Origin of the sequence: Leifsonia tongyongensis (assembly GCF_010686705.1) — a bacterium.
In the GTDB taxonomy this organism is placed as follows: domain Bacteria; phylum Actinomycetota; class Actinomycetes; order Actinomycetales; family Microbacteriaceae; genus Diaminobutyricibacter; species Diaminobutyricibacter tongyongensis.
This window is the reverse complement of sequence record NZ_JAAGWY010000002.1, coordinates 1-15,074: the sequence shown is the minus strand read 5'-3', so window position 1 is coordinate 15,074 and position 15,074 is coordinate 1. Positions and strand designations below refer to the sequence as shown.

The following is a 15,074-nucleotide window of genomic DNA, read 5'->3' as shown; positions in this document are numbered from 1 at the left end:
GCCGATTCCAAGACGTCCTTGGGCGTCGCAAAGGCCCCGCGCTTCGGACTTGGGGCGTCTTTCACCATCGCCGCACCTCCGGCTCAGCATTGCGGTCGGCACATCGACCCACGCCAAATCCCCGTGAGACGCGGGCGAAGAAGGCTTTCTGCGCGGGAACTTCGGCGCAGCGAAACCGACATGATAGTCGACCCCCGATTAATCCTCACATTAGCACTGAGTGGACCAAACGGTCTAGCCTCGGGAGAGGCTGAAATGACGACACGCCGAGCTCATTTCTCATCCAGCCTGATGCCCTCAGGCTCGACGGAACCAGCGACCGCCGACACGCTCGGTCAGACGCCACGCGCCCGTCTGAGCGAGCTCCCGGAGGCGCGCGACCGCGTGCTCCGCGACCGGGATGGCGTCGTCGACACCATCCGCGGTGAAACGCACAGTGACCCTGGCCTCACCGGCCACCACGTCGACGCTTGACGCCTCGACGACCGTGCGCTCGGCCACGGCGTCAGCGGCGGCCGGCACAATGGCATCCGGGCGGACGCCCGGTCGGAGCGCACCGACAGCCACGATGACACGGAACGATGGCACCTATCGAGACTACGGCCTCAGCAGAGGCTCGGGTTCAGTGCCCTAATGCTGCGCCCCTGGTGTGACGGAACTCGTAGAGCGCGAACGGGGCCAATGGCTCCCCGTCGATGAGTTCGAAGACATCGACCGCGTCCGCGGCCGTGGCACACGTCACCGCGAGGACATGGGGCAGAACGTCCTCCGGCGCGACCCGCGTAACGACGATGTCTTCGACTTCGGGGTTGTCGTAGCTGAGTAGCGCGGTATAGGCGCGCACGGTGCCCTCCTTGCATTCGCAAGGGGCAGGGTCCGGGCTCCTTTGTCTCCCATGATAGGCCTACCTCAAGTACACATAGAGCGCGGAAATGCGTCCGTCGCGGATGATCGCAACATCCGTTCCATTCACGACAGGGTCAGCGCCGGCGGGACCATACGACCACTCGATGGTGGCGAGGTCCTGGACTTCGTGGAACGGCCCAGGCGCGAACACGAACCCGGGAGTCCGGGCGTGAAGCGCGCGGATCTTCTCATTGATGGCATCGAGGCCGACGGCAACACCGTCGTGGTCGGCGAACCGAGCATCCGGCGCATACAGCGCAGCCAGCTGCGGGAGACGCAGCGACTCCTCCCGCTCATTGAAGACGCCGAGCATGTTGCGGTGGAGGAGATCTTCGAAAACGGTCACGCTTCTGTCTACACCTGAAAGGATGAGGTCGTGTGAGGAGAAACTCATGAGTGCAACAGCCCCCGATGCCTTCAGTCGGCCCCGCGTCACCCCGGTGGGAGCTCTAGCCCGCGGTGTGGCCGCTGGCCTGATCGGCACCATGGCCATGGATCTCTGGTTGTACGGCCAATACCGGCGACAACACGGAACCGAACCCTTCCGTGAATGGGAGTTCTCCGCCGACGTCACCGACTGGGACAAAGCTCCCGCACCGGCCCAGGTCGGACGACGCATCGTAGAAGGACTCTACGAAGTCAAGCTCCCCGATTCACGCGCTGCACTCGCAAACAACGTCATGCACTGGGGATATTCAGTCTCGGCGGCAGTGGGCTACGCAATGGTCGCCGCTTCCTTACGTAAACCTCGTACCAGCTATGGGCTGATTTTCGGCGCAGGCATGTGGGGTCTCAGCTACGCCATCCTGACGCCGATGCACCTGTACAAACGCATCACCGAATACGACGCCAAGACGCTCGGAAAGGATCTGGTCGCGCACCTCGTGTACGGGATGGGAACGGCTGCTGCGCTCTCGCTGCTGCTGTCCCGCGGGCGCGACCGCCGGTGACGATTCGTTGAATCGTCGGCGATGGATGCGCCGGCAAATGGCGGGGCCACCTTTCGGTGACCCCGCCATGTTCAGAACCCGGCCAGTCAGGCCCCTGGCTGGCTGTCGCCGTACGTGCCGCCGGTGTCGCTTCCGACGACGCGACGGTTGTGCATCTCGGAGATGCTGTCGACGCGAACCTGCTCGTCCCAGTTGACCTGATTCCAGCTGCCGAGCACATAGGTCATGTTGTACGGGCCGTCAGCGGGCGTGTTCAGGAACGACGGGGAGACCTGCGTGAAGTAGCTCTCGAGATCACTCGGCAGGGTGCTTGCGCTGCTTGTGAGGAGCAGAGGCGCGTGGAAGCCGAGGTGCGAGAGCGGGGCCGACGCGATCGCGCCCTGCCAGTCGTTGATGTTGACCAGCGTGAATCCGTGGCCCGGTCCCGTGATCTTCCAGCCGAACATTCCGGCAGGGTCCCACATCTTCGCGAAGGCGAGGGCAGTGGCCTCGGGCGAGTCGGGCGCCGGTGCGTTGAACGCGACCGGGTCGTCGTTCGAGACACGAATGACCTCGCCGTACTGGTAGAGCTGCTTAGCGACCGAGGCTGAGATCTGGTCGGGGCCGCCGAACAGGTAGATCCGCGCCTTGCCGCCGCGCCGCTTGAGCGCGTCGATCGTCGCAGTCGGGATCGAATTCCGGTGAACCCAGAACAGACCCGTCGGCATGTGCGCGACCCAGTGCGTCGCCGGCAACGTGTACTGCCAGTCCTTGCCGTCCATCGAGCCGACCACGACGTCCTCCATGCCGGGCATCGTCGCGACCCCGAAGTCGGGGTTCGAGATCGAACCGTAGAGCTTGTCCACGTTGTCAGCGAGTTGCGGGACATCCGCGCCCTTGACCTCGTAGTACTTCATCCCGATGGCCTTGAGCTGGCTCTCAACGCCGGGGTTCGCGGCCGCTCCGACCAGCAGTGCATGGACATTGTTGAAGCGACTGATACCGACAGGTCCGAGCCGCTTCAACTCGTTCAGCGTGATCGCCGGGATCCCGTTCTTCGTGACGTAGAGGATGGGCGCGGCGTCGGGGAAGTGGATCAGCGGCGTCGCGGTGATATCCGTCAGCGGATCGTCGGGCGTTACCAGCGTGACCGCGCGGGTGCGATCCGCGTTGTTGCCTGCGTTTGCGGGAACGTTCTCGGGCAGCGCAGATGTCCAAATGTGCTGGGAGACCGAGACGGCCTCCTCGAACGGGTTGGAACCGTAAATGCGGGTCGTCGTCTTCGTCGCGTACGCCGGCGACAGCGTCGGTTCCCCGGGCGGTGGCGGCGTGTTGACTGCGACGCCGCCCTGCGGCTGGCCGAACGGATAGAGGCTCTTGGAATTCGGATCGACGCTACCGCTCGCCGCCGAGCTCTTTGGCGAGGGTGTCGTGGATGTCGGCGCCTTCGTGGAAGTCGGCGCCGTCGTGGCGGTCGGCGGCACGGCAGAGGCGGAAATTCCCCCGGCGATCGCGAGCGCAACTACCGCGCCGACCCCCGCACCCGCGAGCAGCCCTCGCCTCCCTTCCAACTTGGGTCCCTTGTTGAACACGTACTTCATGACTTACTCCTAATTTGGTGATTCAATATGGCTCTGTTCGGCGGCTGAACGTCGCCGGTCGGAGCCCGGTGCGATGTGTCCCCGGTCAAGCCAGCGGCAACACCTCCTCCGCGTGCTGATACCGGCGCCGGGGATGCGGGCACAGGATGGTCATCGCTCAGTTCCCTTCGGGCACGGGTCACTCGAAACGTCGATCAGTGCGATGCCGAGTCCCTCGAGTTGAGCGAGGACGCCATAAAGCGCCGCCTGATCCCGGAGCACCCCGACGAGGACGCTGTCCTCACCGCGCGACTCGGCGTCGAGTTCGGGAAAGGCCATCCGGAGCGTCTCGCTCAAGACGCCGCGAACTCGGATCGTGTAACGCGCTGGAAGCGCTTCATCAGGCACAGGCCCAGACTCGCGAGTGGCATGGTGAGTCCACCTCGCAAAGATCTTGCGATTCTGTCCCGGTTACGGGCCCCGCGTCTCAGCGGCGGCTGACGGACGGCCCCAAGAGCCGGAGCCCGCGCGCGAGTTCGACGGTCTCGCTGCGCTTGTGAGTGCCGAGCTTCGCGTAGATGTTTCTAACGTGCGTGTTCACCGTGTGGACCGACAGAGACAGCTCCCGGCCGATGGCCGCCGCGGAGAGGTTGCTCGGTAGGTAGCGGAGCACGCGGAGTTCGCTCTCGGTGAGTTCAGCACGGGGCTCTCCCGGGCGATCGGCGGGGCGGCCTCCGGCGAGCACGTCGAGGATCTGTTTGAGCAGCGCGCCGTGTGCGGTGCGATGGGGCGGGATGCGTTCGAGCAAGTGCTGGACCGGCACTGTGACGAACGGCCAGATCAGCGACTCCGGTTCGGCGACCTCGAGCGCGTGTTCGAGCGACGCGTGAGTGCCCGGATCGTCGCCCACGCGGTCGTGGGCGACGGCGTCGAGCAGGTAGCACTGCACGAGCCAGGGCGAGAGGACAGGTTTCGCACCGCCCACAATCGGCTCGAGGGCGACGATGGCGTCGCGAGGATTCTCTTCGGCGAGGTGGATGACGGCGCGTGCGGCACGTACCTCCGCCCACTCCCGGCCGTCCTCGGGCAATCCCGCGAGGACAGCTCGCGCGCTCGCCAGGTCGCCCACCCGCACAAGCTGGTGCACGAGCGTCGCTTGCGCCGGGACCGTCATCAGCTGAGGGGCGACAAGCAGCGCCCGGACCTCGTTCGCGGCGCGGAGCGAGGCGAGTGCCTTCTCATCGCGGCCGCGAGCGATCTCCACCATCCCCCGCACCAGGTTCGCCAGCAACCTCGTCGGCGGGTCGCCGCCCCGAGAGACCGGATCCTCGGCGCGCGCGAGCGACTGCTCGGCCTCGTCAGAGCGCACTTGCCACATGTCCAGAGCTGCGATCATGACCAGTGCAGGCGCGACAACCGGATCGGCCCCCCAGCCTCGCGCCTCGGCTATCCTGATCGCGTCAAGGCACCGTTGCCTGGCCACCGCGAACGAGCTCACCGCGGCGAGCGTTCCCAGGTGTGCGAGGCAACCCACCTCGACGTACGGCCGCCCGGCTCGTCGCGCCAGTTCGAGACCCTGCTCGAGATGCCGCTCCGCCTCCTCGAGACGCACAGCCCAGAGTTCCACGATGCCGAGGATCATCAGCGCGTATGCGCGTACGTCGGCGCCGACCCCGGCCTCACCGGGCCCCTCGTTGTCCGGCGGGGCGAGCAGCCGTTGCACCTCGTCGACGACAGCGCTGAAGTCGCCGCGTCTTCGGGCCAGAGATGCGCGCTCCAGCGCCAGCATGGTTTCGAAGTGGCGTCGCCGTTCGCCGGGAACGACGGCTCTGTGCCGCTCGGCCCGCGCGAGGCTTGTCGCGACGTCGTCGAGTAGCCCTCTCGACAGCTGCTGCGCGGCCAGGACGACCGTCAGCTCGGGATCAGCCGACACGGCACCCGAAGGGAAACCACGGAGAAGGGCGGCAACCGTCCCCTCCCGGCCGTCCAGCACGAGGCTGAGGCTGTGGTCGGCCAGAAGACGTCCGGCAAACGCCCAATCGGCCGCGGACTGTGCGTGACGGACAGCTTCGACGACCTCGTCGTGTTCGGCATACCAATGCGCAGCGGCCCTGTGCAGCTCGCTGACACGGTCAGGTTCGGTCCGCCGCAACTCCAGACTCAGGACTTCGGCGAACAGCTGGTGATACCGGAACCACGACCGGCGAGCGTCGAGGGACGTGACGAAGGCGTTCGCATTCTCGAGTTCGAGGAGGATGCGCTCGCCGCCGCGGCCGCCGGTCAGGAGGTCGGCGAGCGCGCCGTTGACCCGATCGAGCACCGACGTCCGCAGCAGGAGACGCCGTACCTCCTCGGGCTGGTGCTCCAGCACCTCCGCGAGCAGGTAGTCCGCGATCATCCGGTCGCTGCCGCGCAGCTCCCAGACGAACCGCTCTGGATCGGCCTGCCCAGCGAGCGAGAGCGCCGCCATCCGAAGCCCCGCTGCCCATCCCTCGGTGCGGTCGTGCAGCACGGCGAGGGCGTCATTCGAGAGCCCGATCCCGGATGACGCAAGCAGTTCCTGTGTCTCATCGACCGTGAAGCGCAGGTCGCCGGCGCGAATCTCGGTCAAGCCTCCGGCGACGCGCAGCCGATGCAGCCCGATCTGCGGGTCGTGTCGCGTCGACAGCACGACCCGCAGCAGCGGAGGCCGCTGGGCGAGCAGGCGCTCCACCTGGGCGAGAGCCTGCGGCGAGTGAAGCTCGTGGAGGTCGTCAACAACGAGCACGATCCGTTCGTTCAGCGTGCCCAACTCGGCCAGCAGGCGCGCTGCAGCAGCCTCCTCATCGAACTGCGGTGTGGGAGAGAGCTCTTGGAGTAAGGAGTTACCTCCCGCGGCACGGCATAGCTCGCTGACGACCGAGAGCCAGAAGCGCTGCACATCCTGCTCGTTGCGCTCGACGGTCACCCAGGCCGTGCGGTCCTGGAGGCCCGCATCCGCTATCCACGACCGGAGGAGCACCGTCTTCCCGCTACCCGGTGGCGCGGACAGCAGTGTGGTGCCGTTCTCCGCCCCATCCAGCTTCACGAACAGCCGACGACGGGCGACAACGGACTGAGCAAGCGCGCCGTGCATTCCCTGGAAGGCGGATGGCATAAGCGTCGCCGGCCCTACCGGCCCGCGATATCAAGCGAGGCGCGCACCAGCGCCGCACTCAGATTCCCGTGGTGGTACGTCGAGGTTGACACGGACCGCTCCAATATGGCCACCGCTCACATCACGAAACCAGTGTGAGCCATAAGTCGATGCATGTACAAGCTCCTGCACGCCGGCGGGGAGTCAACGCCGGGATTCGTACCTGCTCAGCACCACGCCGCCGGGAAACGTCCGCGTCTCCACCAGGCTCAGATTCACCCAGTTGTCCAGGGCTGTGAAGAACGGCGTGCCACCGCCCACCAGTACCGGATGCGTGACAACCGCGTACTCGTCGATCAGCCCCGCCCGCATGGCCGCCGCGGCGAGCGTGGCACCGCTGATGTCCATGGGGTGGCCGTCGTCGGACTTGAGGCGGGTGATTTCGGTGACCGCGTCGTCTGTGACCAGACGGGCGTTCCAGTCGACCGTGAGGGTCGTAGACGAGAACACTACCTTCGGCATGTCCCGCCATCGGTCGGCGAACTCGATCACCTCCGGTGTGGCGCCCGGCTGCCTGTCTGCGTCCGGCCAGTGGGAGCACATCGTCTCCCACACCTTGCGTCCATAGAGCGCCAGGCCCGTAGCGTCCACTCGATCGGACCACCACTGGAACAACTCATCGCTCGGCATGCTCCAGCCGAGGTCGTCGCCGGGCGCGGCGATGTAGCCATCCAGACTCACGTTCATGCCGTAGCCAAGTTTCCGCATCGTGTCAGGCTCCCTCAATCAGGTGTTCGGTACAGAGGTCTGGGGACCGATCAGTGTGGTGTCCAGCTTGGTCAATGTTTCGAGCCAACCCTGCTCGGCATGACCCGTCAGGTGTTTGGGGAGCCACTGGCGAATCGTGAGCCGCGTTCGCCCGTCGGCCTCGTCGGAGAACTCGACTCGGATTCTCGTCTCGAACGGCTGAACGCCACCCGGCAGCTGGCCAGTGACGTGCATGACACCGTCGACAACCTCGCCTTCCGTGACGTCTGTGAGGTCGACATGGATGCGCACCCGTATGTCGGGATCGGCAGCGGAGACCTCCGTCCATCGTTGGTAGCCGCCCGGCCGCACGTCGAACTCGATCTCGTTGCGCGGTAGCGAATTACCGATCGGACCCCACCAAGCCACGAAGTGGTCCGGATCGGTGAAGGCTCGATAGACGAGCTGCCGCGGCGCGTCGATCGCGCGAGAGATATCGATCTGCGGGCTTTCTGTCTGCATCAGGGCTCCTCGTGGTCCAAGACGTGTCGATAGGCGTTGTGTTGTATCAGTCCGTCGGGTTCGTTGCGCGTTCGGCGGCCTGCACAGTGGCTAGGTGGGCATTGAGGCGCGTGAGGGACGAGTCCCAGAACTCCCGGTAGCGCTCAATCCAGTCGGCAGCCTCGCGAAGCGGGGCAGCTTCGAGATGGCTCGCGCGCCACTTGCCTGAGCGCGTCCGCGAGATGAGCGTCGCACGTTCGAGTGTCTTGAGATGTCGCGATATCGCCGGCATCGAGATGGCGAAGGGCGCCGTGAGCTCCGTGACCGTGGCATCACGCTCTGCCAACTCGGCGAGGATCGCCCGCCGAGTGGGGTCTGCGAGTGCCGAGAAAACGGCGCTGAGCTGATCGGTGCCGTCCACGCCAACCTCCATCATTTAACGAGTACGTTAAATGTATGGAAGGGGAGCGATGGCTGTCAAGGGAGCCGCGCTGATCACCTCAACCGCGAGCCGCGTCCTCCACACGGTGCCAACCAAGGCCTCAGCACGGAAGTGATAGAACCCAAGTCATGCGCTTCTGGCGTAGGGCGAGTTGCCCGATGGTGGCCTGGCTGTGGCTAGACAGCAGGCAGGTCACTCTGTGACGGGGGTGGGTCGATTCTGCTGACGCTGAACGGGTGAAGGAGAGTCGGCTCACCCGTTCAGCGTCGGCTCGCTCATTCGGTGGCTGAACTCGGTGCGACTGTCTCGGGGGTGTCTTCGAATACCCGTCCCATCGCCTCGATGAGGTCTTTCCCCTTGCGCTTCAGATAGATCAGGTAGGCCGTGCCGGCCAGCATCCAGATGATGACGATGTATGGCACCAGATTGTTCGGGAAGGGTGGCACAGGCGAGACCTGTCCGTACACCGGCAAGAGCATCAGAATCGCCGTGATGATCGGCAGGACGGCATGTCGCCCGATTCGAAACTCGCTGGGGTGCTCGCGAAGATAGAAGCGGATGACCGAGAGGCTCATCAGGATGTAGATGATGATCATTCCCAGGCCGAGGATCGTCCCGCAGAACCCGTAGATCACCAGCGGGTCAAGAAACGCTCCCAGCACGAAGACGAAGACGAGACCGAAGATCATGTACGCACCAAGGGCGATGTGGGGAATCTGGCGTTTGCTGGTGCGTCCGAGGATCTTGGGGAGGATTCCTTCTCGTCCCATCGAGAAGATGACGCGGACGACCGCGTTCGTGCCGGACACGAAGTTCGCGAACTGGCTGGCCAGGACGGTGAGGACAAGCGCCCAGCTCGCACCCCAGAACTTCGTCGCCAGTGTGCCCCACGGGTTCGTGTCGGCAGCGAACGCCTCGGCGTGAGATTGTCCGAACCCGATGGCCGCACCGTAGGCGGACAGCACGTAGAAGATGCCGATCACGATCACGGCCGTGAACAGCGCGATAGGAATCGTGCGCTTCGGCGACTTCGCCTCTTCGCCGAGGGTCGCGACCGACTCGAACCCGATGAACATCAGGATCCCCCACAGCATGCCGGTCCCTAGTCCGCCGATCCCGTGGAGGGAGTTCGCCGGATTGAACGGCCCGAACGACAGGCCTTCCGCTCCGCCGTGGCCGAGAATCGTCCCGACGAGGCCGAGGATCACGCCGACCTCGATGACGAGGAAGATGAGCGCAGTCTTGGCCGACTCCGAGACACCGGATGCGTTGATGCCCCAGACGATCGCTCCGAAGATCAGCGCCATCGCCTGCCACGGGATGTTGATATTGAACTGGTCGTGCAGGAAGCCCGAGCTGTAGGTGCCGATCGCCGAGAGCAGCATCGGCGCGAGCATCCCGTAGCTGAGCAGGAGCAGCCAGCCCGAGAGGAATCCGCCCGAGTGTCCGAAGCCGTGCGTGTTGAAGGTGTACGCGAAGCCTGAGGTCGGCAGCTTTCGCGCGAACTGCGCAATCGTGTTGGCCAGTAAGAGGCAGGCCACCAGTGCGAGAACGATCGAGAGGGGCAGGGCGAATCCCGCTCCGGCTGCAGCTGGATTCGTGTTGAACGCGACACTGGTCGCGGGGCCCATGAAAGCCATGCACATGGCGACCGACCCGACGATTGTCAGGCTGTTGCGTTTGAGCGAACTGGTCTTTCCCGGAGCTTTGAGTTTTTCTGGAGCGGACATTACGGGACTACCTTTCTGTGTTCGGGAGCGCTCTGGTCTCTTAGAGTGTCCGGGTGATTTTGCTCAGCCCTGCCGGTGCGTCAGGGTTCAGCCCGCGGTGAAGCGCGAGTTCGCGTGCGAGCTGCTGAAAAGGGATGATCTCGAGCATCGGAACCAGGTCGTCTGGGATGGTCGTCGGCATGACGTCCGTCAGCGGGCTAGGTGATAAGTGTTTGCTGCCCGCGGTCGCGGCCAGAGCATGAATGCGGGCCCCTTTGGCCGCGAGGAGCGGGATCAGGTCCTCCACGGAGGCGCGGCCGCGGGTGATCCGGTTCAGCAGGAAGACGGGGGTGCCTTCGACGACCTGGCCGAGCGGGCCGTGTTTCGCATCGGCCGCGCTCCACCCGGAAGCCGGGAGCATCGAGGTCTCCATCAGCTTGAGCGCGGCCTCCCGCGCGGTCGCCATCGAGAGGCCTCGACCGATGACGAGCGCGCGGTCGGTATCGCGGAGCTCGTCGGAGAGGCTGCGCGCGATCTGCGCAGACGACGTGATCACGCCTCGTGCGGCATCCGCAAGATCCTGAACACTGCGCTGGAGTTCGGTCCATCCGACGTCCGCTGCGCGGTTGATCCAGGCGTAGAGGGCAATGAGTTCGGCCGTATAGCTCTTGGTGGCGGCAACGGAGAGTTCGGGGCCCGCACTGAGATCCACGTGCACGGCTGCCGCAGTAGCGAGAGCGCTCGAGGTGTCGTTGGTGAACGCGATCGTCGGCACGCCCGCAGACCGCGCATCCTGCACGGTGGCGACGAGATCCGGAGAGCTCCCCGACTGGGACAGTGCGACCACGGCCATCGCACGGTGGTAGATGCTCTGGCTATCGTTGCGGCGCACACTAGGGGTGGCGAGGGCAACCGGCACGCCGAGCAGCCCCTCGAGGAGATACTGACCGTACAGCGCCGCGTGGTCACTGGTGCCGCGGGCCACAAGCACGACGAAGCCGGGCCGTGCCTGACGGAGGATTTCGGCAGCGACGTCGAGTGGTCCCTCTTGAGTGGTCACCACGTCGATCCAGCGGGCGGGCTGCTCCGCGATTTCCGCGGAAATGTGCATCCCGGGCTCGGTGATCAGTGCGTCGCTCATCGGTCAGTGCCCTTCGCCGCGGCGATCGCCTGGAGCGCGTCTGCCGGATCGATCGGTCGAGAACCGTTGGACGACCAGATCCCCTCGACCTTCGGGGTGCCTTTCGAGACACCCGAGATCGCGGCGGTCAGTCCGCGGGTGACGAAGACCTGCGGCCGGAATCCGAAGATCACGGTGTCGCCTGGTCGCACATCCTGACGGCCCGAGATGTCGACCTTGGCGTAGTAGTCGATGGCGGATGGCGAAGGCATGTCCACCTCCAGCGCCGCCGACTGCGCGACGGTCTCGTCACCGGTGACCACGATGGCGGTCGTTCGCGGCTGATCGGCGAGCACGGGGTCGACGTAGAGACCGCCGCCGAAGACGAAGGCCTTGTCATCCCAGAGATGCGAGACCTCTGTGATGTAAGCGATCGCAGGCTCTTCCTCGAGGTCTTCGACCGCGTGCCACGGCGTTGTACCAGTGAGACCGTGTCCGGGCTCTACCTGGGTGGCGCCCGCCTCAGCGAGAGGCTCGAGCATCGCGACCGAGGTCGTCCCGGGCGCATTGATCTCGATATCAGTTCGGCCGGCTTTGCGTAGCTCGGCGCTCGCCTGGCGAAGGGTCTCCAGATTGGGAGTGGTCCGCACCGTCCTCGCCTGGACATCGAACAGGGATGCAGGGAACGTTGTGATTCCCGCGAAGCGCGCACCGCGCATCCCGTCGATCTCATTGGCTACCCGAACGATCGATGCCACGTCGAAACCACCTTCGTGGCCGGGATAGAAGACGTCCCCCTTGCCGACGACGCGCGCCATGAGGTTCTGCACTCGGCCGAGACGCTCGGTCGCCGCGGCCGCTTCCCGGGCTTTCGTTTCATTGAACACGGTCCAATACAGCGGGGCGAACGACGCAGCGATCGCGGCCTGGTGCCGAGGAATCTGCACGAGGTGGCCCATGTGGCCAGCGGCTAGACCCCCTGAGGCGGCCGCGATCGTGCACTCGAGATCGACACCGACGGAGTGCGTGATTCCCGCCCGGACGAGGGCGGCTGAGACGTCGGGATTCCGGCCGATCTGCTTGACCATGGCGAAGGCCTTGAGGTTGAGGCGATCCGCTTCCCGACGGATGGCCGTCGCATTGCGCGAGACCGCATCGAGGTCGATCGCATAGCAGTTGGGCGGAAGTTCACCCTTTCGATGCAGGTCTGCGGCGGACTGAAGGAACGAGTTGTTACGTCGGCGAAGCAGTTCGAGGAACATGGTGGCCCTTTCAGGCGAGAGCGGATTCGGTTTGGCGACTGCGGTCGAGTTGTTGCAGGGCGAGGCGGACGGCTCCGATGGCTGCAGCGTCTCTTCCGGCCCGACTCAGGCGAATGTCGACACGAGGAAACCCGAATCGGCCGAGCCAGGTCTTGATCGGGCCCAGAAGTTCGGAGAGCAGACCGATGCCGCCCCCGAGGACGACACAGGCGGGGTCGAGGACGGCGACGACTGCTGCGATCGCCTGCGCCGTGTGCTTCGCCTGCCCGTCCAGCACGAGCGCGGCGGCCTCGTCGCCGCGCAGCGCAAGTTCGAGCACTTCCCCCATCGAGCGGGAGGTTCCTGTCAACGCTCGGTAGCGGTCACCGACCGTCGATCCCGCGGTCGCCTCTTCCAGCGCACCACGATGGTGGTTCGTCGTGTCAAGAGGGTCCGTACCGAAAGGAAGGAGACCGATCTCGCCAGCCGCACCATGTGCCCCCGTGATGAGGGCGCCGTCGACGACGATTCCCATTCCGATGCCTGTGCCGACGGCGATGAAGACAAACGAGCTGGATGGCATGCTCGCCCCGTTCGCCAGTTCAGCCAGCGCCGCCAAGTTCACATCGTTCTCGATCCTGACCTGATGGCCGAGCCGGTCAGCAAGAAGGGATCCCAACTCGAGGTCCTCGGCGACTTCGAGTGGTTGGAGGTTCGGTGCATGTCGCACGGATCCGTCCGGCCCAGCGACGCCGGCAATACCTACAACGGTCCGAGCTACTGCCTCGCGGCACACGCCAGCCTCCGCGATGAGGTCCGAGAACAGTGTGTCGACCTGGTCTACGATGCGGCTTCCGCGTTCGGACGTGGGAACGAGCTTCCTGGCCACAATACGTCCTCGTTCGTCGGCAAGCACCCCGACGGTCTTCGTTCCGCCGATATCGATTCCGCTGACGTAAACGGTCACGGCTTGCCTCCTCGCACGCTTGCCGCTTTTTTTGCAGCCTGAATGGAAATATAGATATCTGGACGCGTCGTGTCAACTATGTTCTGGTATCAGCCCCACATTTCCTTGAATTTCATGCGAATTCGTGGGCTCATGGGATATCTTTACTTGCACGGTGATCAGAAAGGCCAGTGGTGCCCGAGGTTAGAGAATCAAATCGCAGCGCGGTTCTCGGCGAACTCTTTGCGACTTACCCGACGCGTCGCGCCGACCTCGCGTCTGCGACAGGCCTGTCGAACGCGACAGTCTCACGCAGCGTGGAAGGCCTGATCGCCGAAGGCCTGGCTCGAGAGATTGACTCCCCCGTCCAGGGCAGTCGTGGGCGTCCGGCAACAGCGCTGGAAATTGTTCCTGACCGCGCGTATGTCGCAGGCGTCGACCTCGGCGCTTCGAATACGAGAATCGTGGTGGCGGACGCAGTGTGCACGGTGATCTCTGCGCGTTCTGTTCCCACGCCGACCGACCTTGGTGCCGACGACCTGGTGTCCTGGCTCGCCGGAGAGCTGGCCTCCGACGCGGCGCGTTTGTCCGTGTCCCTGTCGCGAGTATCCGTTGGGCTGCCGGGCGCGGTTCACCTGCAGAATCACTCGGTGACGAACGCCCCGAACCTGGCCGTCGTCGAGCGGCCGGGGTTCTTCGACGCTCTCGAGCGGATCGCAGATACACAGCTCGGCATCGACAACGACGCGAACTACGCGCTGATGGGCGAGCAACGGTACGGGGCCGCCCGGGAGGCGTCGACCGCCGTGATGCTGACGATCGGCGCCGGGCTGGGTGCAGGTATCTCGATAGAAGGCAAGCTGTTGCGCGGTCGCTACGGACTGGTCGGCGAATTCGGGCAGCTTCCGGTTGGACCGCTGGGCACGCCTCTCGAGAATATGGTTACCGGCCCCGGAATCATGCGTCACGCCGCGGAACTGGGAATCGCATTACCCAGTCCCGCAGACCTTTTCCTCCCCTCGGACGACAGGGCCGTTCGCAAGCTCCGCCAAAGCTTCGACCAGGCCCTCCTGATCGTGCTCGCCGCCGCCGTCGTGAGTTGCGAGCCCGAGGTCATCGTCCTGGGCGGCGGGATCTCACGATCTCTTGCACCCGATCTCCCCCAACTCGAAGCTGCGCTTCGCGACAATCTGGGCTCCGGACCGAGTCTGCGACTCAGTGAGCTCGGGGAATTCTCCGGGGCGATCGGTGCAGTGATCGCATCACTGCACCGCCTCTACGTGCAACTCGGAATCGACGAGAACGATCTCGCGCGACTTCCTCGCCACCGCGAGGACGCACTGTCTCGCCTCGAGTGATGACTGCACCGCGGTCATGTCTACAACAAGGCGCAAACACAGGAATCGTGCAGCCGCGTGCGAATCACTAGAGCGGAAGAGGTACGCGGACTAGGCCGAGGGCTTGTCGTCGCGCAACTCCCACGGAAGCTCGTCGGGATCGAGCTCAGCAGTCTCGGCGACGACCCCACGGAACGGCTCCGGATCAGCGGGGTGTCCGAGCATTCCAATCTGACCAACGTTGCGGATCGCATCCGACACATTGGCCGGATCCCCGCCACCATATACCGCGTGTCGAACACGCTGCATGAACGAAGCCATACCGCATCGTAACGCCGAGCAGACAGCTTCGGCTGCCAGCCAAGGAAGCCCGTCACGCGAACGTCGCAGAAAGTCTGCCTCCGCCCTTTCATCACAACGCACGATAACCATGCCCTACCTCTTGCTGCGGTTGCGGTGCCGTTTGTGAGGGCAAGAGTGGTGGGGGGGGGGGGGGGGGGG

At 64.9% G+C, this 15,074-nt stretch carries 15 protein-coding genes; 2 read left to right on the top strand and 13 right to left on the bottom strand.

Annotation, left to right across the window (positions count from 1 at the left end; translation table 11 throughout):
* Window positions 1–297 precede the first annotated feature (297 nt).
* The 3 genes from G3T36_RS08050 to G3T36_RS08040 are packed head-to-tail and all read right to left on the bottom strand — an operon-like array spanning window position 298 to window position 1,252.
* Window positions 298–588, bottom strand: coding sequence for a hypothetical protein (locus G3T36_RS08050; RefSeq protein ID WP_163289169.1), 291 nt, complete (start codon window positions 586–588; stop codon window positions 298–300).
* Window positions 589–622: 34 nt separating this feature from the next.
* Window positions 623–844, bottom strand: coding sequence for a hypothetical protein (locus G3T36_RS08045; RefSeq protein ID WP_163289168.1), 222 nt, complete (start codon window positions 842–844; stop codon window positions 623–625).
* A gap of 60 nt (window positions 845–904) precedes the next feature.
* Window positions 905–1,252, bottom strand: coding sequence for a nuclear transport factor 2 family protein (locus G3T36_RS08040; RefSeq protein ID WP_163289167.1), 348 nt, complete (start codon window positions 1,250–1,252; stop codon window positions 905–907).
* A 46-nt stretch (window positions 1,253–1,298) separates the two neighbouring features.
* Here G3T36_RS08040 and G3T36_RS08035 point away from each other — a divergent pair, with 46 nt between their 5' ends.
* Window positions 1,299–1,856, top strand: a complete 558-nt coding sequence (locus tag G3T36_RS08035) for a DUF1440 domain-containing protein (RefSeq protein ID WP_163289166.1) — start codon at window positions 1,299–1,301, stop codon at window positions 1,854–1,856.
* A gap of 86 nt (window positions 1,857–1,942) precedes the next feature.
* On the opposite strand, the gene G3T36_RS08030 is transcribed toward G3T36_RS08035, so the two are convergent.
* From G3T36_RS08030 to G3T36_RS07985, 10 genes are all read right to left on the bottom strand, one after another.
* Entirely contained in the window at window positions 1,943–3,436 is a 1,494-nt protein-coding gene (locus G3T36_RS08030; RefSeq protein WP_163289165.1) for a hypothetical protein, read from the bottom strand.
* Between the two features lie 150 nt (window positions 3,437–3,586).
* The gene (locus G3T36_RS08025; RefSeq protein ID WP_163289164.1) at window positions 3,587–3,823 is read right to left on the bottom strand and encodes a DUF8691 family protein; all 237 of its coding nucleotides are present in this window, start codon (window positions 3,821–3,823) and stop codon (window positions 3,587–3,589) included.
* A gap of 79 nt (window positions 3,824–3,902) precedes the next feature.
* Entirely contained in the window at window positions 3,903–6,551 is a 2,649-nt protein-coding gene (locus G3T36_RS08020; RefSeq protein ID WP_163289163.1) for a winged helix-turn-helix domain-containing protein, read from the bottom strand.
* Window positions 6,552–6,734: 183 nt separating this feature from the next.
* Window positions 6,735–7,298 (bottom strand): dihydrofolate reductase family protein, encoded by a 564-nt coding sequence (locus G3T36_RS08015; protein WP_163289162.1) that lies wholly within the window; start codon window positions 7,296–7,298, stop codon window positions 6,735–6,737.
* 18 nt (window positions 7,299–7,316) lie between these two features.
* Window positions 7,317–7,799: an SRPBCC family protein gene (locus G3T36_RS08010; protein WP_163289161.1), complete on the bottom strand. Its 483-nt coding sequence runs from the start codon at window positions 7,797–7,799 to the stop codon at window positions 7,317–7,319.
* 46 nt (window positions 7,800–7,845) lie between these two features.
* The gene (locus G3T36_RS08005) at window positions 7,846–8,199 is read right to left on the bottom strand and encodes a metalloregulator ArsR/SmtB family transcription factor (RefSeq protein WP_163289160.1); all 354 of its coding nucleotides are present in this window, start codon (window positions 8,197–8,199) and stop codon (window positions 7,846–7,848) included.
* A 296-nt stretch (window positions 8,200–8,495) separates the two neighbouring features.
* A complete protein-coding gene (locus tag G3T36_RS08000) occupies window positions 8,496–9,950 on the bottom strand; it encodes an APC family permease (RefSeq protein WP_205245038.1) in 1,455 nt (484 codons plus the stop codon).
* A gap of 40 nt (window positions 9,951–9,990) precedes the next feature.
* Window positions 9,991–11,070 carry an SIS domain-containing protein gene (locus G3T36_RS07995; protein ID WP_163289159.1) on the bottom strand — a complete coding sequence of 360 codons (1,080 nt, stop codon included), beginning with the start codon at window positions 11,068–11,070 and terminating at the stop codon, window positions 9,991–9,993.
* Window positions 11,067–12,311 (bottom strand): alanine racemase, encoded by a 1,245-nt coding sequence (locus G3T36_RS07990; protein WP_163289158.1) that lies wholly within the window; start codon window positions 12,309–12,311, stop codon window positions 11,067–11,069. The genes G3T36_RS07995 and G3T36_RS07990 overlap by 4 nt, the downstream gene beginning before the upstream one ends.
* A gap of 10 nt (window positions 12,312–12,321) precedes the next feature.
* A complete protein-coding gene (locus G3T36_RS07985) occupies window positions 12,322–13,257 on the bottom strand; it encodes an ROK family protein (protein ID WP_163289157.1) in 936 nt (311 codons plus the stop codon).
* A 170-nt stretch (window positions 13,258–13,427) separates the two neighbouring features.
* Between G3T36_RS07985 and G3T36_RS07980 the strand changes: the two genes are divergently transcribed.
* Window positions 13,428–14,594 (top strand): ROK family protein, encoded by a 1,167-nt coding sequence (locus G3T36_RS07980; RefSeq protein ID WP_338031513.1) that lies wholly within the window; start codon window positions 13,428–13,430, stop codon window positions 14,592–14,594.
* Window positions 14,595–15,074 lie beyond the last annotated feature (480 nt).